This window comes from Rhodococcus sp. 21391 (assembly GCF_016772255.1).
Taxonomy (GTDB): domain Bacteria; phylum Actinomycetota; class Actinomycetes; order Mycobacteriales; family Mycobacteriaceae; genus Rhodococcus_F; species Rhodococcus_F opacus.
Map to the genome: position 1 here is coordinate 2346740 of NZ_CP063781.1, position 18513 is coordinate 2365252.

At 66.7% G+C, this 18513-nt stretch carries 17 protein-coding genes and 1 pseudogene; 10 read left to right on the top strand and 8 right to left on the bottom strand.

Annotated elements, in window-relative coordinates:
* Window positions 1–5: 5 nt before the first annotated feature.
* Window positions 6–1349, bottom strand: coding sequence for an NAD-dependent succinate-semialdehyde dehydrogenase (locus tag GO592_RS11000; RefSeq protein WP_007299423.1), 1344 nt, complete (start codon window positions 1347–1349; stop codon window positions 6–8).
* 505 nt (window positions 1350–1854) lie between these two features.
* Here GO592_RS11000 and GO592_RS11005 point away from each other — a divergent pair.
* Window positions 1855–2013, top strand: coding sequence for a hypothetical protein (locus GO592_RS11005; RefSeq protein WP_005261946.1), 159 nt, complete (start codon window positions 1855–1857; stop codon window positions 2011–2013).
* A 144-nt stretch (window positions 2014–2157) separates the two neighbouring features.
* Here the strand turns inward: GO592_RS11005 and GO592_RS11010 are convergent, their stop codons facing one another.
* A complete protein-coding gene (locus GO592_RS11010; protein ID WP_007299424.1) occupies window positions 2158–2517 on the bottom strand; it encodes a thioesterase family protein in 360 nt (119 codons plus the stop codon).
* Window positions 2518–2738: 221 nt separating this feature from the next.
* Between GO592_RS11010 and GO592_RS11015 the strand changes: the two genes are divergently transcribed.
* Together GO592_RS11015 and GO592_RS11020 are read left to right on the top strand one after the other, a co-directional pair.
* Window positions 2739–4385, top strand: a complete 1647-nt coding sequence (locus tag GO592_RS11015) for an alpha/beta fold hydrolase (protein WP_039952330.1) — start codon at window positions 2739–2741, stop codon at window positions 4383–4385.
* 117 nt (window positions 4386–4502) lie between these two features.
* Entirely contained in the window at window positions 4503–5795 is a 1293-nt protein-coding gene (locus GO592_RS11020; protein WP_007299426.1) for a wax ester/triacylglycerol synthase domain-containing protein, read from the top strand.
* 53 nt (window positions 5796–5848) lie between these two features.
* Here GO592_RS11020 and GO592_RS11025 read toward each other — a convergent pair whose 3' ends face one another.
* The gene (locus tag GO592_RS11025; RefSeq protein WP_005575322.1) at window positions 5849–6292 is read right to left on the bottom strand and encodes a DoxX family protein; all 444 of its coding nucleotides are present in this window, start codon (window positions 6290–6292) and stop codon (window positions 5849–5851) included.
* A 211-nt stretch (window positions 6293–6503) separates the two neighbouring features.
* Here GO592_RS11025 and GO592_RS44250 point away from each other — a divergent pair, with 211 nt between their 5' ends.
* Together GO592_RS44250 and GO592_RS44255 are read left to right on the top strand one after the other, a co-directional pair.
* Window positions 6504–6659: a hypothetical protein gene (locus GO592_RS44250; RefSeq protein ID WP_237720549.1), complete on the top strand. Its 156-nt coding sequence runs from the start codon at window positions 6504–6506 to the stop codon at window positions 6657–6659.
* A gap of 191 nt (window positions 6660–6850) precedes the next feature.
* Window positions 6851–7069 carry a GvpL/GvpF family gas vesicle protein gene (locus GO592_RS44255; RefSeq protein WP_007299427.1) on the top strand — a complete coding sequence of 73 codons (219 nt, stop codon included), beginning with the start codon at window positions 6851–6853 and terminating at the stop codon, window positions 7067–7069.
* Between the two features lie 86 nt (window positions 7070–7155).
* On the opposite strand, the gene GO592_RS11035 is transcribed toward GO592_RS44255, so the two are convergent.
* Complete coding sequence (locus GO592_RS11035) at window positions 7156–7518, bottom strand: cupin domain-containing protein (protein WP_007299428.1); 363 nt, start codon at window positions 7516–7518, stop codon at window positions 7156–7158.
* 472 nt (window positions 7519–7990) lie between these two features.
* Entirely contained in the window at window positions 7991–9484 is a 1494-nt protein-coding gene (locus GO592_RS11040; protein ID WP_007299429.1) for a wax ester/triacylglycerol synthase family O-acyltransferase, read from the bottom strand.
* Between the two features lie 951 nt (window positions 9485–10435).
* Between GO592_RS11040 and GO592_RS11045 the strand changes: the two genes are divergently transcribed.
* The gene (locus tag GO592_RS11045; protein ID WP_172650977.1) at window positions 10436–10699 is read left to right on the top strand and encodes a hypothetical protein; all 264 of its coding nucleotides are present in this window, start codon (window positions 10436–10438) and stop codon (window positions 10697–10699) included.
* On the opposite strand, the gene GO592_RS11050 is transcribed toward GO592_RS11045, so the two are convergent.
* Window positions 10678–10866, bottom strand: coding sequence for a hypothetical protein (locus GO592_RS11050; protein ID WP_007299431.1), 189 nt, complete (start codon window positions 10864–10866; stop codon window positions 10678–10680). The two genes, GO592_RS11045 and GO592_RS11050, sit on opposite strands and share 22 nt — an antisense overlap.
* 59 nt (window positions 10867–10925) lie before the next feature.
* Here GO592_RS11050 and GO592_RS11055 point away from each other — a divergent pair, with 59 nt between their 5' ends.
* A complete protein-coding gene (locus GO592_RS11055) occupies window positions 10926–13895 on the top strand; it encodes a UPF0182 family protein (protein ID WP_202715116.1) in 2970 nt (989 codons plus the stop codon).
* Window positions 13896–14198: 303 nt separating this feature from the next.
* Here GO592_RS11055 and GO592_RS11060 read toward each other — a convergent pair whose 3' ends face one another.
* Together GO592_RS11060 and GO592_RS11065 are read right to left on the bottom strand one after the other, a co-directional pair.
* A complete protein-coding gene (locus GO592_RS11060) occupies window positions 14199–14375 on the bottom strand; it encodes an enoyl-CoA hydratase-related protein (RefSeq protein ID WP_172650975.1) in 177 nt (58 codons plus the stop codon).
* Between the two features lie 26 nt (window positions 14376–14401).
* Window positions 14402–14494: pseudogene (locus GO592_RS11065) on the bottom strand (LysR family transcriptional regulator); the annotation flags it as partial.
* A 247-nt stretch (window positions 14495–14741) separates the two neighbouring features.
* On the opposite strand from GO592_RS11065, the gene GO592_RS11070 reads away from it, so the two are divergent.
* Genes GO592_RS11070 through GO592_RS11080 form a run of 3 tightly spaced genes read left to right on the top strand, consistent with a single transcriptional unit; the run spans window position 14742 to window position 18505 of the window.
* Window positions 14742–16088, top strand: coding sequence for an MFS transporter (locus tag GO592_RS11070; RefSeq protein WP_172650974.1), 1347 nt, complete (start codon window positions 14742–14744; stop codon window positions 16086–16088).
* A gap of 5 nt (window positions 16089–16093) precedes the next feature.
* Window positions 16094–17287: a CaiB/BaiF CoA transferase family protein gene (locus tag GO592_RS11075; RefSeq protein WP_237737192.1), complete on the top strand. Its 1194-nt coding sequence runs from the start codon at window positions 16094–16096 to the stop codon at window positions 17285–17287.
* Window positions 17288–17311: 24 nt separating this feature from the next.
* On the top strand, window positions 17312–18505 hold the full coding sequence (locus GO592_RS11080) for an acyl-CoA dehydrogenase family protein (RefSeq protein WP_172650972.1): 1194 nt from the start codon (window positions 17312–17314) through the stop codon (window positions 18503–18505).
* Window positions 18506–18513: the final 8 nt, after the last annotated feature.

The following is an 18513-nucleotide window of genomic DNA, read 5'->3' on the forward strand; positions in this document are numbered from 1 at the left end:
ATGGTTCAGCTGACGCGGATGAGTTTCTTGTTCACGAATTCGTCGATTCCGTATTTGCCGAGTTCACGACCGAAACCGGAGCGCTTCACGCCGCCGAACGGCAGCTCAACTCCCTCGGCGCCAACGGCATTGACGAACACCATGCCGGCCTCCAGTGAGTCGGCGACGCGGTAGGCCTGATCGGGGTCGGTGGTGAAGACATACGAGCCGAGACCGAACGGGGTGTCGTTCGCCAGTTCGACCGCCTCGTCCTCGGAACGCACCTTGTAGACAGTCGCTACCGGCCCGAACAGTTCCTCCCGGTAGGTGCGTGAATCCCGTGACACATTCGTCAGCACGGCCGGTGGGAAGAAGGCGCCCTTCCGTTCGCCCTCCGACACCAGCGTGGCGCCCTCGGCGATCGCCTGCTGCACCTGCTCGGACAGTCGGTCGGCGGCGGCGACCGACGACAGCGGCGCGAGTTCGTCTGCGGTGGCGAGTACCTCCGCGGTGAATCTGCCGACGAAGTCGTCGTAGAGGTCCTCGGCGATGATGAATCGCTTCGCGGCGTTGCACGCCTGCCCGGCGTTCTCGAAACGACCTTCTACTGCCGCTTTTACGGTGGCGTCGAGGTCATCGGAACTGAGCACGATGAACGGATCGGAACCGCCGAGTTCCAGTACCACCTTCTTGAGGTTGCGGCCGGCGATCTCGGCGACCGCTGCGCCCGCACGCTCGGACCCGGTCAAGGACACACCCTGGACCCGCGGATCGGCAATCGCGTCGGCGATCTGCTCGTTGGTGGCGTAGACGTTGACGTAGGCGCCCTCCGGATATCCGGCGTCGGTGAAGATCTGGTGAAGTGCCGCCGCCGATTCCGGACACTGCGGTGCGTGTTTGAGCACGATGGTGTTGCCCAGTGCCAGATTCGGACCCGCGAACCGGGCGACCTGGTAGTAGGGGTAGTTCCACGGCATGATGCCGATCAGCACACCGATCGAGTTGCGGCGAATCAACGCGGTACCCGCACCCTCGACCAGGTCGATCGGCTCGTCGGCCAGGAACTTCTCGGCGTTGTCGGCGTAGTACTGGTAGATCGCGGCGCTGAAGTCGACTTCCCCCAACGACTGGTCCAGCGGCTTGCCCATCTCCCGCTGGATGATCTTGGCCAGCTCGTTGCGGCGTTCGGTGTGTAACTCGGCGACCTTGCTGAGCAGTCCGGCGCGCTCAACCACCGTCGAGCCGCGCGACCACTCACGGTGTGCCTTCTCCGCCGCGGACAACGCCGCCTGCATCTGCTCGTCGGTCGCGGTCGGATATTCGCGCACCGTTTTTCCGGTGGCGGGGTCCACAACTGCGTACAGGCTCATGTTCACGTCTCCTCGGAAGGGTCGGGCATTCCAGTATCGCTTGCGATGGGTGCCCAGGAGTGGACCTCGAGTCGCGAGGTGGGGGGTGGCGCCGCCTCAGCACAGGTCGCTTGTTCGCGGCGGCCGCGCAGTGAGATCGTTCACTGTTCAGCGGTCGGATGGTATCGGGGTATAGGCTTGGTGCACCGGAATGGTTGCCGCGTCGAGCGAGTCGGCTCAGGCCATCCCGATTCGAAAGAATGCCGGCCGGTTCGCGGCCGATGCAAGGAGCGTCCATGGATGCCAATGGCTACAGGCACGCCGAGGCGCCGCGCAGATCCGCACCGCGCGACCATCTCCAGGGGTGGGCACGCCGTCTCGGATTCGATGCTGAGACCACGCCTGATGGCGAGCCGAAAGAGCCGCCTACGACATCATGCGGACCTCGCCATATATCGACAATGATCTACCCGGTCGCCATCACCCCAACCGGCCGCGCCCACATACGCCTGAATCAAGGAACAGAATGACCATCGATCATGACAAAACCGAACTCCCGCTCTTCTCTGCGCAGCGAACACTGACCCACAGGACCCAGGAGCCCGTCACCGACGCGCCGCGCACCGACGATCCACCCACGCAAACATCCGCCGAGATCCATCGTTCACTCTTCAGCGACGAGTGAACGGCGTGCTCGGCCGCGAAAGCTGTGACCCCTCCGGTCGAGTGGGGTAACCACTTCGTCGATGCGCCGTAGTGGTGGCAGGAACGCAACGGTGCCCGCCACCAGGGCTAGGGGATCGGGCTGGTCGTGACTGGTGATCAGTGGTCAGGCCCGTGACGCCGCCTCGAGGAACCGGTCCCGGTCGACGATCGCCCGGTCGATCTCGCCCGACGCGACAACCTTCCCCGAGCTGTCGGTCGCCCGCACGGTGAAGGTGAGGCGGTGGCCGACAGCGGCGGCTGGTGGCTCGGCGGCGATCTCGATGCTGGCACCGACCGGTGTCGGGCCGCGGTGCTCGATTCGGACAGCGGTCCCGACGGTCGTCTGACCCGCACCGATGAACGATGCAGCGCAGGCGACGGTGGCCGCCTCCATCCAGGCAATCAGCCGTGGGGTCGCCAGCACGGGAACGTCACCGCTGCCCAACGCGGTCGCGGTATCGGACTCGACTACCTCGTAGCGCACGCCAATACCGTACGCCGGGCGCGGCTTGGCGGGAGTGATGCGGGTTGCTGCACGATGACGTAGCGCCGCAAAGGTGTGTGCACCTGGACATTTCGTGGCGACATCTTGCGATTCCGGGTTGCCGATCGTCGCGATGGTGCGTCTGAGACACTGGCTGCTGAGCGATAGCGTGCGCCGCCACTATCGTCACGACACGGGACTTACGAGGGGGATCGCGAGGTATGCCGGGGATCGATGGGCACTTGGACTCGAGGCGGCGCGCGGGCGCGCGGTCCTCATGGCGCACTCGATGTGTCGCCCTCGTGGTCGGCCTCACCGCCACGATCGCCCTGGTGACGGTGCCGCCCGCCGCCGCGCAGCCGGCACCGGGTGCCGATCTGCGCTGGGGGCCCTGCCCGGGCGAATACGAGTTGGATCCGGCATCCGATCAGTGCGCGTCGGTCACTGTTCCCCGTAACTACGCGGACCCCGCCGCCGGCACGATCGACGTTCTCGTCACCCGCCACCGCGCCGAGGATCCCGGCTCGCGCCGCGGCGTGCTGTTCACCAATCCCGGTGGGCCCGGCGGAGACGCGATCGGCTCGAACAGCATGTTCGTCGAGATCCTGCCCGACGCGGTCCGCGCGCAGTGGGACATGATCGGTGTCCAACCGCGCGGGCTTCCGTACGCAGGCGCCGTCGAGTGCGTGCTGGCCCCTGAACAAACGACGGCGATGAGCCTCGGCTTCGGCGGTGCCGCGACGCGTACGGCATGCGAGTCCGCTGCGCCGGGCACCACGGCGCACCTGACGACCGAGAACACCGCGAAGGACTGGGAGCAGGTCAGGCTCGCACTCGGCGAGGACGTGATCGACATCTACGGCCTCTCGTACGGCACGATCCTCGGATCCACCTACGCGACGCTATTCCCTCAGCACACTGGTCGCATGGTCCTCGATTCCGCGGTGGACCAGAAGTGGCTGTGGAACGACGTGTTGTGGCAGCAGAACGACGGCTACAAGGATCGCTTCTACGACCTCATGGACTGGATCGCCGCCCACGACGACACGTATGGGCTCGGTGACACGCCATTGAAGGTGTATCAGCGGTGGTCGGACCGGATCGTCGAGGAAGCCGGCGGTAACCCGACGCTCGCGCCGCCGCCCGCCCAGATCGGTGACGTACCGCCGGGCCTGGAAGCCGTTGCCGATGCCTACCGCGGCGGGGTCGATCTCACCGGACCGGCACGCATTCAGTTCGAGGCCTTCATCCGCAGCCTCGCCGACCCGTCGCACACCCAGATGTCGTCCAGCATGTACGTGATGACGCGGCAGGTGCTTCCCGCCCGCAACAGCTGGCCGCTCATGGCCCGGGTGATCCGGGACGGGCGAGACGCGATTCCCGACGGCACCGCGATGGACGACCTGACGGAGCAAGAGTACGAGCGGATCGCCCAGGCCCAGGTGATGCAGTCACTGGTCCTGTGCAACGAGAACAATGTCGCCGCTCGGCCGGGCCGCATTCCGGGTTGGCTCTTCTCCACCTTCGTCACCGGAGATCTCTTCGACCTCATCGGGTACAGCTACAGCGCCGGGCCCGAATGTGCCGGTGCGCCGCCCGTTGCCGCGCTGCCGACGTTGAGCAATCGGGGACTGGCGACGGCCCCGCTCGTCCTGCAGGGAATGCGCGACCCGCAGACCCCCTATCAGGGCGGAGTTCAGCTCGCTCACGACATGGCGGCGCACCTCGTCACCGTCGAGGGAGGAGATCACGGTGCGGGGATCCAGGGTGGCAACGCCGTCGTCGACCAGGCCCTCACCGAGTACCTCGAGACCGGGCGCACCACCGTCACGCACGCCCCTGAGGCGCCGATCACCGCACCGCTGTGAAGTCCGGAGACGGGCCGCGGACGAAAAGATATAGGCAAGCAACACCCTGAGTCGTGCTGAGCTCCGAGACGGGCGTTCCTGGTTCGAAAAGGTGCAGACCCGAATAGACTTGCCGAGGTGAGCCGCGAGGATCCCGATCGGCTGTCCGCCGACGACGCACATATCCTGGGGCTCGAATCGGCGGTGATAACCGGCCACACGCTCAAGCTGGTCGTTATCGAGCCGGCCACCTCCCCGCTCGACGTCGAGGCTCTGCGAACTGCGGTGTCGGAGCGGCTTTCGAGCCAGCCGCGAGCGACGCAACGGATCGACACATCGGTACCGGAGCCGCGCTGGGTCGACGCGACCGCGTTCGAGATCAGTGACCACGTCCGGCGCCGGGAAGAGCCCGGGTGTGCCTCGCGCGACGATCTGTGGCGGGCCGTCAGCAAGCTGATGTCCGAGCACCTCGACCACGAGCGTCCCCTGTGGACGTTCGATCTGATCGGGCCACTCGGCGACGGGCGCGAAGCGATCGCGGTGCGGATCCATCACGCGATGGCCGACGGGATCAGCGCGGTTCGCTTCCTGGACGACGTGCTCTGGGATCAGCACCTCGAACCGCCCCCGCGAGAACCGCGATCGGGCCTTCGCGCCGCTTCGTCGCAACGTTCGCGGGTCGACGAGGTGCTGCGGATGCCCGCGGCTGTGCGTCGTGAGCTCGGCCATCGCGGATCGCACTCGCCCTTCGACCGCCCGATCAGTGCCGCCCGCGAGCTCGCCTTCACCGTCGCCCCGCTCCAGGAGCTGAAGGCAATCGGCGCCTCACGCCCCACCCGTGCAACCGTCAATGACGTACTCCTCGCGATCGTCGCCGGCGGCCTGCGCAGCTGGCTCAGCGCTGGAGCGACGGCCCTGCCGCGGCTTCGTGCTCAAGTTCCGGTCAGCCTGCACCACCGGGATGAGGGAGCGGGCGAACTCGGAAACCGTGATTCCTTCCTGAACGTCGATTTGCCGCTCGCCGAGGCGGATCCGCTGACCCGACTCGACCGGATCAACGCCGAGACCAGCAAGCGCAAGCGCCTCGACGACGCCGAAGAGCTGTTCGATCTCTTCCACGCACTCGGACGCGTGAAGCGCGTCGAGGAAGCCGCAAAGCGACTCGCCGGCAGCGCGCGCGAGTTCAGCCTTTCGATCTCTAACGTTCCCGGCCCGCCCGCGCCGGTCAGCGTTTCCGGACGCCGGGTCGAGCGGCTGTTCTCCTCCTCCGAGCCCGCCGCTCACCACGCGCTGCGGATCTCGGCGATCTCCTGCGCCGGGATCATCGGTATCGGGCTCTGCACAGACCCCGAGGCGCTGCCCGACGTTGCCCGGCTGGCGGTGGCGATGGAAGATTCATACGCCGAGTTGCGTGACGCCGCGATCACATGACGTCGATCCCGCTCGGTGTCAATGGCATTCGATGCCGGGCGGGGGTGGGTGGTTCAGGCGCGTCGGACAGGCACGATCGATCGAACCCGCGCGTCACGCAGGAACAAACCGCCCCACACGAAGATGCCGACATAGATCGGGAACAGGGTGGTGCTGATGATGGGCTGCTCGGTGAGCATGTTGGTCGCGACCGCTCCACCGAGGTATCCGGTCAGCAGCACCGCGCCCAGGATGGACGTGGCGGGCACGAGGTACAGAATCAGGCACACCAGCAGAACGACCCCGATGACACGGTTGAGGTTCTCGGCAAAGCCCAGCTCGGCCATCGCCTCGCGCACCATTTGGGTGTTCGCGATGTGGATGAGCGAGTCGAACAGGAGAAACAACACCACGAGGGCGCTGACGACAAGTCCGGCAACTCTGGCCTTCTTTGTGGTTTCGCCTGTCGGCGCCGGTGCCGCGTTGGAGGTTCCCGTGGAGGGTGGTGTCGATGTCATGAGACTTTCTCCTTGTTGTTCATGAAGCTGCACACCTCGTCTGCACGCTTCGTGTCTACTCACACCAGTACAGACCAGAGGCGACGGGAAAACTCACCGCGGGGAGGTCGTGAGCGAAAGGGGAATCAGGTTTGCATCGGGCACGACCTCGAGTCGGTAAACGCCGGTGACGTAGCGGCCTGAGAGTTCGGGCCCGCGGCGAACTAGTGCGGTGGGCGAGGTCAATGCCATTGCGCGATACCGATTCATTGCGCCGGTCAGCCACCTGTGTCGACTACCTCGTGCGCAGGCGGTGGTCAGCGACGCGGACTCGGCGAAGGACGAGTTGCTGTCGGCGCCCGCGGACGAATTCGCTGCCGCGTTGTAACAACTGGAGTGGTCAAGGCTCGGTACGTCGTCAGGGGCCGCTACGTCGAGAAGGCGATCTGCGAACGAGCAGGCGGCGAGACTGCGCGACGAGATCCGCGACAAGCGGAGGATGCCGACCGCGACGCTCGCATAGCGCTCGGGGAACTCGTGAGAAACGCGATCGCCGCCAAGTGAGACGAGGACACCCGGATGGTGGTCGAAGTCCTCACGAGCTCGCTCACACCCTCGATGTGCGTGAACCCACGCACGAGGAGGGGCCGTGCAAGTCGCGGTCCTGACCGGTGGGACGAACTCGAGCAGACCGTGGGTGAACTCGCCCGGGACTGGGACGGCCGGATCGAGATGCGCCTGCTCGGGCCGCTCGCCGCGTACGACTTCGCCGGGACACAGAAGCCGGAGCAGAGCTGATTGACGGGTCTACTTCTGCGTTGTCATTCGTCGCGTCGGGGCCGCCGGCGCAGGTTCGCGGTATGCAGGTTGCGGCAGCGGAGGGTCTACCGCTTGGCGTAGTCGGCGACGCCGGTCCAGTCGATGACCACGCAGGGCTCGTCGCCGAGAATCCAGGCGTCGTGTCCGGGCGGACAGATCATGAGATCACCGGGGCCGAACTCCATGTCCTCCCCGTCGTCCATGACGATCTTCATACGACCCGAGATGACGTAACCCATGTGAGCCGCTTGGCAGCTGTTTGTTTTGGCGATCGGTTTGACGTGCTTGGACCACTGCCAGCCGGGCTGGAAGGTCGCCCTCCCCACCGCGCCGGAAGTGACATTGACGAGCTCGAGCTTGCCCATGTCGTCCTCGAAGGGGCGGGTTTCCTCGGGTGAATCGAGACTCTTGCGGATGAGACCGGACATCGGTTGTCCTCCCACGTCGTTGTGGCGGCACCCACAGATGTGACGGACCTTCGACCGGCAAATCGGGAACCGCGGGCTGAAGCGATTTCCTGACTCTTCGATTCTGGGCTGGCACCCTGGTTTGCCGCAATATCGAGCGGCGTCCGTGGGTGGGGACAGCGGCGCTCTGGGCGAACAACTCCGCACTGAGGCCGACAGATCCTCAGTCGAGATGGATGGCCGAGATGCAGGCCGATCCTCGCGGCGGAATGACCCTCGACGACGCCTTCTTCCCGCACGATGAGGACTTTCGGGGTCTGCGGGGATTCCTATACAGCGAGTCGATCGCTCAGTTCCATGTCCTCGCGGCGATGGCCGGATCCGCCCCACAGGACTGCCTCCACGCAATATCGCGGCCGGATAGACGTCCGGATAGAGCTGTAACTGTCTACGGATTCGGGTCGGTAAATGGTGGTGCCGATGTCGAGAGCGGTTACCTCGACTCCGGGGGCCGGCAGGGGCGCAGGTATCGGACGTTGCGGGTGCACGCGGTCAGTTCGGATAGAGCCTGGTGTAGCTGCCCGGTCACGTCCCACACATCGGGGACGAGGTTTCGGCAGGCGATGATGCCGACGTCGAGGTGCCGGCCGTAGGACATGGCGGCGATGGTGATGCCGCCTGCGGCGTCGCTGACGGCGGAGACGGGAAAGTTCCCGGTTACCTCGATGCCCGCGGCATACAGCGGCCGAGCAGGGCCGGCGGCGTGGGAGATGATCAGGTTGACCGGTGGCGTGGGCATGGTCAGCGTCCGCAGCGGTGTGCGCGAGAGCAGACCGCGCAGCGCTCGCGGCAGCGCGGCGCCGAAGTCGCGGACGAGCGTGGCGGGTGCGGCGCGGAAACGTTGGGGTGCCGCCGTGAGCGAGGTGTGCACCTTTTGCAGCCGGCGGGCCGGGTCGGATTCGTTGATCGGAAGGGCGATGGGCAGGAGGGAGAGCCGATGGCCGGCGGCCGCGAACTGTGCGTCGGTGCGCCCCGCGATCGGCATGGCGGCGGCCATGGCCGTGTCGGGCAGGGCATCGTGGTCGATGAGCCAGCGACGCAGCACGGTGGTGCACAGCGCCGTCACCACGTCGTCGACGGTAAACCCCATCGCGGTCCTGACCGCCTCGACCTCGCCGAGCGGCAACGAGGTGAACGCGAAGCGTCGGTGCGCGGTGGCGGGGCCGGTGAATGGGGTGTCGGGCGGTGTCAATGCCTCGGCCGTCGGCTCGTCAGCCGACCACCGCCATGCGCGCGGGGTCAGCCGGCGGGCGAGTGTGCCCAGCAGGTCCGCGCCCGGGTGGGTGAGGGCGTCGGCGAGCTCGGGCAGGTGCGGTGCCAGCCGGAGCGAGGACCACATCAGCCGCGCGGGCAACAGTGCCAGATGCCAGGCACTGTTGCCGAGCATCCCCAGGGCGCCGGCCGCCTGGTACTGCTCGTCGCTGAGCCGGTGCGGCACCGTGCGGGGTTGCGGGGTGGTGTCCATCAGCACCGCGAGAGCCTGCGCCGCGGTCAGGCCGTCGATCACCGCGGGGTGCACCTTGGTGTAGATCGCCTGCCGGCCACCGGTGAGCCCGTTCACCAGATAGCACTCCCACAGAGGCCGGTTGCGGTTCAGTGGACGTGCCGCGAGACCGGAAATCTGCTCGGCGAGCTGTTCGTCGGTGCCGGGACCGGTCAGAGCGACTTCCCGGATGTGATAGCCGAGGTCGAGGAACTCTGAGTCCACCCAGTAGGGCCGGTCGAGCCCGAGAGGTACCTCCTGTAGCCGCCACCGCAGTGGCCCCACCAGGTGTAATCGACCCTCTGCGAGCGTCCGGAGGTCCTGCACCGTGAGCCCGCCACCTGGCGCGGTGGGGCCGAGGACACTCAGTACCCCGACATGGGTGGAGGTGGTGGATGTCTCGGCGTCGAGGAACTGCGCATCGAGTGAACTTAGCTGGTGCATAAGGTTTTTACCTGGATTGGGTGAGCCAACTTGCTGGGCGAGCCCACAAGGCGTCACCACAACGCTACGCCGCGACGCGTCCCCGTGGTGTCCCAAACAATTCGTTCACCGAATCCTCAATGAGCGTCGATCGAACCACTTCGAATTGGCGCACACCGAGTTTCGATTTGCGGCCCCCGGAACGGCTGCACGCGGGCAGCAGCGAGGGTTCGTGCGGATATCCGCCGGTCGGGGCGTTGAAGATCGTCGGCGGGGACGGCAGGCGCGCCTTCTCGTCGAAGGCCGGTCGGTGAAGCGCAACGTGGGTTCGGAAGGTGCCGTGGCCGTCGATCGCACCCTTCGAATGCCACGAAATCCAGTGGGTGCCATCAGTACGCCAGATTCGGTTGCCGCAGAACGCCAAGTCTCGATCGGGACAGAAAACTACGGGCGGCGAATGGTCGTGGCATATGTATCGGCGTTTCCTGCAACCCTCGGGTTCCGACTCGCGAGGCCTGTTCAATCGGCGGCGTAACGTCCTGTCAGCCGCAGGGCAGAACGGTGCCCAGCAAGCTGGGGCCCGAGCTGCGCCGCAACCTGGCCGGCCAGCAACCCGTGCAGCCTGTGGGCCGTTGACGGACCCCCAATAATTCGCAAAAGTCCGATTCCGACGCCGCATCGTGGTTGCCGCCGAACAAGAGATGCCGGTGCACATGCGTCTCTCGGCGGTCGACGTGAAAGCCTCTTACCGGGTGTGCGTGACCGCGGCGGGGGCTCCTCGCTTCGAATCACGGAGTGTTCCGTCCGACCGGGCACCTTAGGCAGTGGATTCTTCGCCGCTTGTCGTGTTCGGCTCGGCCTGGTTCTCGCCTGGACACCGCTATCGCCCGAATCGACGAGATGACCTCCGCAGCGACATCGTCAAGCTGAGCGACGCGGACCTGGCCTGGCTGCGGCCAGGCGATCGCTACCATGACCGACCGCGACCTGCTGGCCCGTAGAACCGATCGGCAGCGGCTGCGGACGCTCGGCCTCGACGACCTTCGAGAAATTTTGCACCGCGCGAACGCTGCGCGGCACGGGCCATCACCTCGGCCGGCGAAGAGCCTCCCCGCACCGATGCTCTCGCTGCAGCCGGCCGACAAGCATCGACGGGGTGTGCCGGTCGGCGGGTGCCAGGGTGCCCTTGACGGTCGTTTCCGCTGTTCCGCCGATCAGGTCACCGCGATGATCTGAGGGAGCAGTGTGTCACCGGCCGAGGAGGCACCGGCGACGAGTTGCGCCATCGAACCCGGCGGCACTCGTTCCGGTGCCGAGTGCGCGCCGGCCAGGACGAGCCCGGCGCCGGCCAGGACGAGCCCGGCGCCGCCTAGAATGGGGTGATACGGACGCCTTCGCTGCATCGGGCGGGGTGATCCGCGGCGGCTGGGCTCCTTGCGAGCCCGACCCGTGGGAGGTGGCCATGCAACCGTCCGACCGGATGCGGGCGCTGCCGCGGCGGGCCCGGGTCACGATCATGGTGACGGTGGCTCTCGTTGCGTTGCTGGTGATCGGGCCGCGTCTGGTCTTGGTGTATACCGATTGGCTGTGGTTCGGTGAGGTCGGCTACCGCCGCGTGTGGGGGACCGTGCTGGTCACCCGGCTGATCCTGTTCACGGCGGTGACGCTGCTGGTGGGTGCGGTGATCTTCGCGGCCATGGTGTGGGCGTACCGGTCCCGCCCACTGTTCGCAGTCGAGGACTCGGCCGCGGCCGAGGCGAAGGATCCGCTCGAGCGGTATCGGACGGAGGTGCTGCGCCGCCCCCGGTCGTTCACGGTGGGGATCGCGCTGCTGCTGGCGCTGCCGTTCGGGCTGCACGCGCAGGCGAGTTGGGAGACGGTGCAACTGTTCTTGCACGGCGGCGGCTTCGGCACCGTGGACGCGGAGTTCGGGTACGACATCGGCTTCTACGTCTTCGACCTGCCGTTCTACCGCTTGGTCCTGACGTGGCTGTTCATCGCGGTGTTCCTGGCGTTGCTGATCGGCCTGGGAACCCACTACCTGTTCGGCGGCGTCCGGCTGACACCGAGCAAGGACCACGTCATCGAGGTGTCCCGGCCGGCGCGCATCCAGCTCGCAGTGCTCGCGGGCACGTTCATCGCGCTGAAGGCGGCCTCGTACTGGTTCGACCGGTACTCCTTGTTGTGGAGCGGCCGGAAGGAGCCCACCTTCACTGGGGCCGGATACACCGACATCAACGCGGTGCTGCCGGCCCGGTTGATCATGGTCGCGATCGCGGTGCTGTGCGCGGTGGCGTTCTTCGTCGCGATCGCGGTGCGGGACCTGCGGATCCCGGCGATGGCCACGGCACTGCTGGTGCTCTCGGCGATCCTGGTCGGCGGAATCTATCCGGCGCTGATCGAGCAGTTCTCGGTCCGCCCGAACGCCGCCGACCGGGAGAGCCCCTACATCGAACGCAACATCGCCGCGACCCGGCAGGCCTACGGACTCGGCCCGGACCGGGTCGACTACCTCGACTACCCCGGGGTGGGCACCCGGCCGCCCCGGGACATTCCCGCCGACGTCACCACCATCGCCAACGCCCGCCTGCTGGACCCGACCGTGCTCTCGCGCACCTTCACCCAGCAGCAACAGCTGAAGAATTTCTACGGCTTCCCCGAGCACCTCAACATCGACCGCTACACCATCGACGGACAACTCGCAGACTACATCGTCGCCGCCCGCGAGCTCTCCCCGAACAGCCTCAGCGGCAACCAGACCCAGTGGATCAACCGGCACACCGTCTACACCCACGGCAACGGGTTCATCGCCGCCCCCGCCAACAGGGTCAACGCCGCCGTCCGCGATGTCGCCGGGCAGAGCGCGAGCAGCGACAGCGGGTACCCGATATACGCGGTCAGCGACATCGCCTCCCAGGCGGGCGGCGACCAGGTGATCCCGGTCGAGCAACCGCGCATCTACTTCGGTGAGGTGATCGCGCAGGCGGACCCGGACTACTCCATCGTCGGCAGCCCGGAGGGTGCGCCGCCGCGCGAGTACGACACCGACACCGCCCAGTACACCTACACCGGCACCGGTGGGGTGCCGGTGGGTAATTGGGTCAACCGGTTGGCGTTCGCCGCCCGGTACGCCGAACGCAACATCCTGTTCTCCGGCGCCATCGGGCCCGAGTCGAAGATCATCTTCAACCGGGACCCGGCCACCCGCGTCGAACACGTCGCTCCATGGCTGACCACCGACTCCAACCCGTATCCGGCGGTGGTCGGCGGCCGGATCGTGTGGATCGTCGACGGCTACACCACCGCCGCGCACTACCCGTACTCGCAGGTCGGTTCACTCACCGCGCCGGTCGTCACCGAGACCGGCCGCACCTCGCCCCCCGAGCACGTGTCCTATGTGCGGAACTCGGTGAAGGCCACCGTCGACGCCTACGACGGCACCGTCACCCTCTACCAGATCGACGAGAACGACCCGGTCCTGCGGGCGTGGATGAGCGTGTTCCCCGGCACCGTGCAGCCGCCGAAGGCAATCCCGACCGAGCTGCGCGCGCACTTCCGCTACCCCGAGGATTTGTTCCGCCTGCAGCGGGACCTGCTGGCGAAGTATCACGTCGATGATCCGCGGGAGTTCTTCACTACCAACGCGTTCTGGTCGGTGCCCAGCGATCCGACCGCAGACACCGGTGGGGAGCAGCCGCCGTACTACGTCCTGGTCGGCGACGCCGAGACCGCGGCCCCGTCCTTCCGGCTCACCAGCGCCATGGTCGGCTTCAACCGCGAATTCCTCTCCGCCTACCTCTCGGTGCACTCCGACCCCGAAAACTACGGCAGGATCGATATTCTGCGGTTGCCGACGGATACCCAGACCCAGGGCCCGCGGCAGACCCAGAACTCGATGATCTCCGACACTCGCGTCGCGTCCGAGCGCACCCTGCTCGAGCGGTCCAATCGGATCTACTACGCCAACCTGCTGACGCTGCCGATCGCCGACGGCGGCATCCTCTACGTCGAACCGGTTTTCACCGAACGTTTGACCAGCACGCCCAACGGTTCCACCTTCCCGCAGCTGGCCCGGGTGCTGGTCAGCTACCGCGAACCGGGCACGGGCGGAGTGCGGATCGGCTACGCCCCCACTCTCGCCGAGGCCCTCGACCAGGTCTTCGGCACCGGCACCGGCGCCGTCGCCACCGCACCCGGCGGCGACGCCACCACACCACCACCTACCGGCGGGCAACCGCCGCCGCCTCCACCGGGCGCCCCGCCGCCGGCGGCATCGGACCAGCTGACCGCCGCGGTCCTCGAACTCAACGACGCCCTGGCCAACCTGCGCGAGGCGCAACGCACCGGCGACTTCACCGCCTACGGCGCGGCCCTGGACCGCCTTCAACAGGCCATCGACACCTATCTGGTCGCCGGCGGAACCCCGCGTTGACGCGTCCCCTCCGCACGCTCCGTTCAATGACGGTGTGCTGTAAAGAAAGTCACAGGTTCGACGACGTCGGGTAGGCCGGCCAGGACCACCCGCCGGCCGCGTACGTGCACCCCGGCCCGTCCCTTCGCCGCCCTCGACCCGATGGCGGCGTTGGACAAGGCGACTACCGAACGGCTCGAGGATTCCTGGAGGACCTCTAGCGTGAGGCAGTGCCACATTCGGGCACGGGGCACCCGTTCCTCATGTAAGACGCGCGGTTCGGGTTCGACCCGCACGGCAATCGGCGCGCAGCGCGTCAGGGAATCAGATGCCGGCGAGGTCGCCGGGAAAGCCGGCGGTCGGGAAGTCGGTGTTGAAAACGATACTGTCCGATGCGATTCGGAAGTCGGCTGCTGCTGCCATCGACAGACTGGAGTCTGCGCAGCCGCCGTTGATGGCGGCGATGGTCGGTTGCGGTATCAGGTACAGCCGCTGCGTCACCTGGCTTGGCAGCCGAAGACGCGAAACGACGGCTGGGCGACGTGCAAGGCCTCGGCCGCTCTGTTGATGCCGCCGTTGTCCACGACTGCAGGAAAATACTCCATCTGCCGCACGTCCATGCTGACAACGTGACCCACTGGGGCACGCGTCCGCAGTGCCCCAGTCTGCCCGTCGTTGTGGCCCCGGTTCCAGCTCGCAGGACGTACCTGACCAGAACCTATAGGCAAAACCGTATGGTCCGACCGCGGATTGCCGGTTGATGCTGCGCCGCGACTCGGCTGTGCTGTTGGTACCGCTCCCGGGACCCATCGCATCTGCCGTCGGGGCCATCCACTGCCTGAGCGCTCACACTTCCGGAGGATATTCATGGTGACGATCGAAACCAGTCCGGGCGACACCGGACAGCGGCGGCCGCGCCCGGCGAGCCGTCGTGCGTGGGGCATTGTCGTTCTGCTGTTCCTGTTCTTCACGCTGAACTTTGCCGACAAAGCCGCGATCGGACTGGCGAGCCACCAGATCCGTGACAACCTCGGAATCACCGCAGGTCAGTATGGGTTGCTCAGCAGTGCCTTCTTCTGGCTGTTCGCGATCGGCGCGGTCACCCTCACCGCGGTACTCCGCAAGATCTCGTACACCTGGGGTGCCGGACTGCTGATGGTGACCTGGATTGTCAGCATGTTGCCCCTGACCGTTCAGACGTCGTTCGGTGTGCTCCTCGCGTGCCGAATTGCGTTGGGCTTCTTCGAAGGTCCCGCGCACGCGCTGTGTCAGTCGATCGTCGCCGACCGCTTTGCGCCGGACAAGAGGGCGACGGCCGGCGCCCTCGTCAACGCCGGCTCCTCGGTGGGCCCGCTGGTGGCCGCCCCCGTGCTGACCTGGGTGATCCTGACCTGGTCCTGGCACGCCGCGTTCGCTGTCCTCGTTGCCCTGGGTGTGCTGTGGGTGATCGGGTGGTTCTGGTACACCGAGAAGTTGCCGCTCAAGCGGACCGAGGCTGCGGTCGAGGGCGTCGCGAAGATCGACGACCCCAACGGCCACATCGTGGTTCCCTTCCGCCGCCTGCTGATGTTGCAGAGTTTCTGGGGCCTGGTCCTCCTCTCGTTCGCCGGTTACCTGATCTCCTCGCTCAAGGTGGCGTGGCTGCCGGCGTACATGAACGAGGGGCTCGGGTACTCGGCGAGCACCGTCGGCACGCTGGTGACACTGCCGTACATCGTCGCGGTTGCGATCCTGCTCTCGGCGGGGCTGCTGTCCGGCCGGCTGCTCAGGAGGGGCTACAGCGCACGGGTCGCGCGCGGCTACCTCACCGGGGCGTATCTGCTGGTCGGAGGCATCTCGATGGTGATCTTCACCCAGCTCGCGCCGGGACCGTTGCAGCTGATATTCGTGATTGCCGCGTTTGCGGTCAACAGTGTCGCGTTCTCCGTCGCCTTTGCCGGTGCGTCCGACTTCCTGCCGGCCCGGCAGCGGGTGGCGTTCTTCGGCTGCATCATCGCCGCCTACAGCGTCGCGGGCATCGTTGCACCGTACGCCCTCGGACTGATCGTCGAGCATGCACCCAGCGCGGCGCAGGGCTACTCGACCGGTTTCATGTTCGTCGGCATCACGGTGTGCGTGCTCGGTGTCGTCGGTGGCGTGATGCTCAACCCCGAGAGGGCCAAGGCCAGGCTCGAGAATCTGACCGCCGAATACGCGGCGCGAGAGGCACGGTGAGCACCATGCGTGGACCCCTCACCGGCATCCGGGTACTCGACCTCGGCCAATACATCGCCGGACCCAGTGCCTGTCAGACCCTCGCGGATCTCGGCGCGGACGTCCTGAAAGTCGAGAGCTTGCGCGGCGATCAGGCTCGGAGTATCGGTACGTTCGGCGAAGCGATGGTGCAGGCCTACAACCGGGACAAACGCAGCATCGCCCTCGATTTGAGCCGAGAGGAAGCCCGGGTGATTCTCCACCGGTTGCTGGCCGAAGCCGATGTGCTGGTTCAGAATTTCCGCAACGGCTCCGCCGAACGTCTGGGAATCGGAGCGGACGAACTGAGCCGCCGTTACCCCCGGCTCGTGCACGGAAGCGTGACCGGATTCGGGGTCAACGGGCCCTCGAGCGCCCGTCCGGGACTCGACATCGCAGCGCAGGCGGAGTTCGGGCTGATGCATGCCACCGGGGAAGCGGACGGGGAGCCGCAACGGCTGGGGCTGCCCGCCGCCGACGTCACCGCGGCCAATGCGCTCGCCACCGGCATCCTCGCCGCGCTGTACCGGCGAACTTCGACCGGTCGAGGCGCGCACGTTCAGACATCGCTGATGGAGGCGACACTGGCGATGCAGGCGGCGAACTGGGGGGAGTACACGATCACCGGGCAGGCACCGCGGCGCAAGGGCAACGGCCAGGCACACGCCGCTCCGGCTGCAGACGTCGTCAGCCTGACGGACGGAAAGATCGTGCTCTCGGCCTACACGGACGAAAAGTGGTCTGCTCTGTGTCATCTCATCGATCGCCCGGACATGATCGACGATCCGCGGTTCGTCGACAATCCGGCGCGCGTCGCGCACCGGCACGCACTCTTGGCGATTCTGTCCGAAGCGTTCGGCACGATGACGCGCGATCAGGCCGTCGAGCGGTTACTGTCCGCCCAGATAGTATGCGGCGCAATACGATCCTTCGACGACCTGGCCGAAGACAAGGACGTCGTGGAGTCCGGGGTTCTCGTCGACGTCGCCGGAGCCGACGGCACGTCGTTCACCAGTCCCGGGCTGGCATTCACGCTCGACGGCCGTCGCCGCACCACATCGGTCGCCGCACCGGCCACCGGTCAGCACACCTCGGCCGTCCTGCACGAACTCGGCTACACGGACGAGGAAGTGGCCGGACTGTTCGACAGCTGCGTTGTCGGTGACTCCGCACTCAACTGACACCCATTTCGAAAGGTTCCCTACATGATCGACCCAGAGGTCTTGGACTACGACTTCCCCACCTACCTGAAGGTGATCGCCGACTTCACCGAAAACGAACTCGTCCCAGCCGAGAACGAGATGGTCGAGGCGGGTGCGGTTCCCGCCCGAATCCTCGACCGGATGGCGGCACTCGGCCTGTTCGGCATCTCCATACCGCGCACGTACGGCGGCCTCGAGTGGTCGATGGAGCAGCAGGTACGGCTCACCTTCGAATTCACCCGTGCATCGTGCGTCTACCGCTCACGCTTCTCGACCGTGATCGGACTGTGCTCGCAGGCGATCCTCGATCACGGCACCGAGGAACAGCGCCTGCGGATGCTTCCCGCCATGGCCGCAGGCGAGTTGGTCACGGCATTCGCCCTCACCGAGGAAGCGGCAGGCTCGGATGCGGCCCACCTGCGCACCACCGCCGTGCGTCGAGGCGACGTGTACCTGCTCGACGGATGCAAGCGCTACATCACGAACGCCGCCTGGGCGGACGCGTTCATCGTCTTCGCGCGGACCGATGAATCGGACGAGGGCGCCGGCGGGGTGTCAGCCCTCATCGTGGACGCCGACTCGCCCGGCGTGCGGACGGCCCTGCCCACGATCATGAACGGGCACGCCGAGGCGCCGGTCGGCGAGATCTACTTCGACGGTGTCGAGGTGCCTGTTGCGAACCTTCTCGGGGGCATCGAAGGCGCGGGGCTGACGATGGCACTGCGCGGCATCAATCATGCGCGTCTGCATGTCGCCGCGACCTGTGTCGGTCAGGCGACTCGCATGTTGGAAGAGACGACTTCACATGTCAACGGCCGCAGACAGTTCGGTGCTCCGCTGGCGGATCTCGGCGCGGTTCAGGCGACGCTCGGAGCCGGCTTCGCCGAACTCGAGGCCGGACGTGCACTGACAGTGGAGAGTGCGCGAGCCTTCGACGAGGGCGACATCCCACGCCACCGCATCGCCGCCGCCAAGCTGTACAGCTCCGAGATGGCGAGCCGGGTCGCCGACCGTTGCGTTCAGCTTCTGGGCGGTGAGGGCATCGTCGGTTCACACCCCGTGCCGCGGATGTGGCGTGACGTTCGTGCGCTCCGCATCTACGAGGGATCCTCGCCGATCCACGAGCGGAACCTCGCCAAGGCCATGATCAGACAAGTCGGCGTCGACGGGACACTGCCCGACTCCTACCGCGCCTGACACGGAAG

Excerpts from the sequence above, each read along its gene's own strand:
- GO592_RS11035 (WP_007299428.1), bottom strand. The coding sequence starts at position 7,518 with ATGTCCGGTCTCATCCGCAAGAGTCTCGATTCACCCGAGGAAACCCGC.
- GO592_RS11015 (WP_039952330.1), top strand. The coding sequence starts at position 2,739 with ATGCCGGGGATCGATGGGCACTTGGACTCGAGGCGGCGCGCGGGCGCG.
- GO592_RS11045 (WP_172650977.1), top strand. The coding sequence starts at position 10,436 with ATGACCGACCGCGACCTGCTGGCCCGTAGAACCGATCGGCAGCGGCTG.
- GO592_RS11070 (WP_172650974.1), top strand. The coding sequence starts at position 14,742 with ATGGTGACGATCGAAACCAGTCCGGGCGACACCGGACAGCGGCGGCCG.
- GO592_RS11005 (WP_005261946.1), top strand. The coding sequence starts at position 1,855 with ATGACCATCGATCATGACAAAACCGAACTCCCGCTCTTCTCTGCGCAG.
- GO592_RS11055 (WP_202715116.1), top strand. The coding sequence starts at position 10,926 with ATGCAACCGTCCGACCGGATGCGGGCGCTGCCGCGGCGGGCCCGGGTC.
- GO592_RS11080 (WP_172650972.1), top strand. The coding sequence starts at position 17,312 with ATGATCGACCCAGAGGTCTTGGACTACGACTTCCCCACCTACCTGAAG.
- GO592_RS11050 (WP_007299431.1), bottom strand. The coding sequence starts at position 10,866 with ATGCAGCGAAGGCGTCCGTATCACCCCATTCTAGGCGGCGCCGGGCTC.
- GO592_RS11025 (WP_005575322.1), bottom strand. The coding sequence starts at position 6,292 with ATGACATCGACACCACCCTCCACGGGAACCTCCAACGCGGCACCGGCG.
- GO592_RS11075 (WP_237737192.1), top strand. The coding sequence starts at position 16,094 with ATGCGTGGACCCCTCACCGGCATCCGGGTACTCGACCTCGGCCAATAC.
- GO592_RS11040 (WP_007299429.1), bottom strand. The coding sequence starts at position 9,484 with ATGCACCAGCTAAGTTCACTCGATGCGCAGTTCCTCGACGCCGAGACA.
- GO592_RS44255 (WP_007299427.1), top strand. The coding sequence starts at position 6,851 with ATGGTGGTCGAAGTCCTCACGAGCTCGCTCACACCCTCGATGTGCGTG.
- GO592_RS11000 (WP_007299423.1), bottom strand. The coding sequence starts at position 1,349 with ATGAGCCTGTACGCAGTTGTGGACCCCGCCACCGGAAAAACGGTGCGC.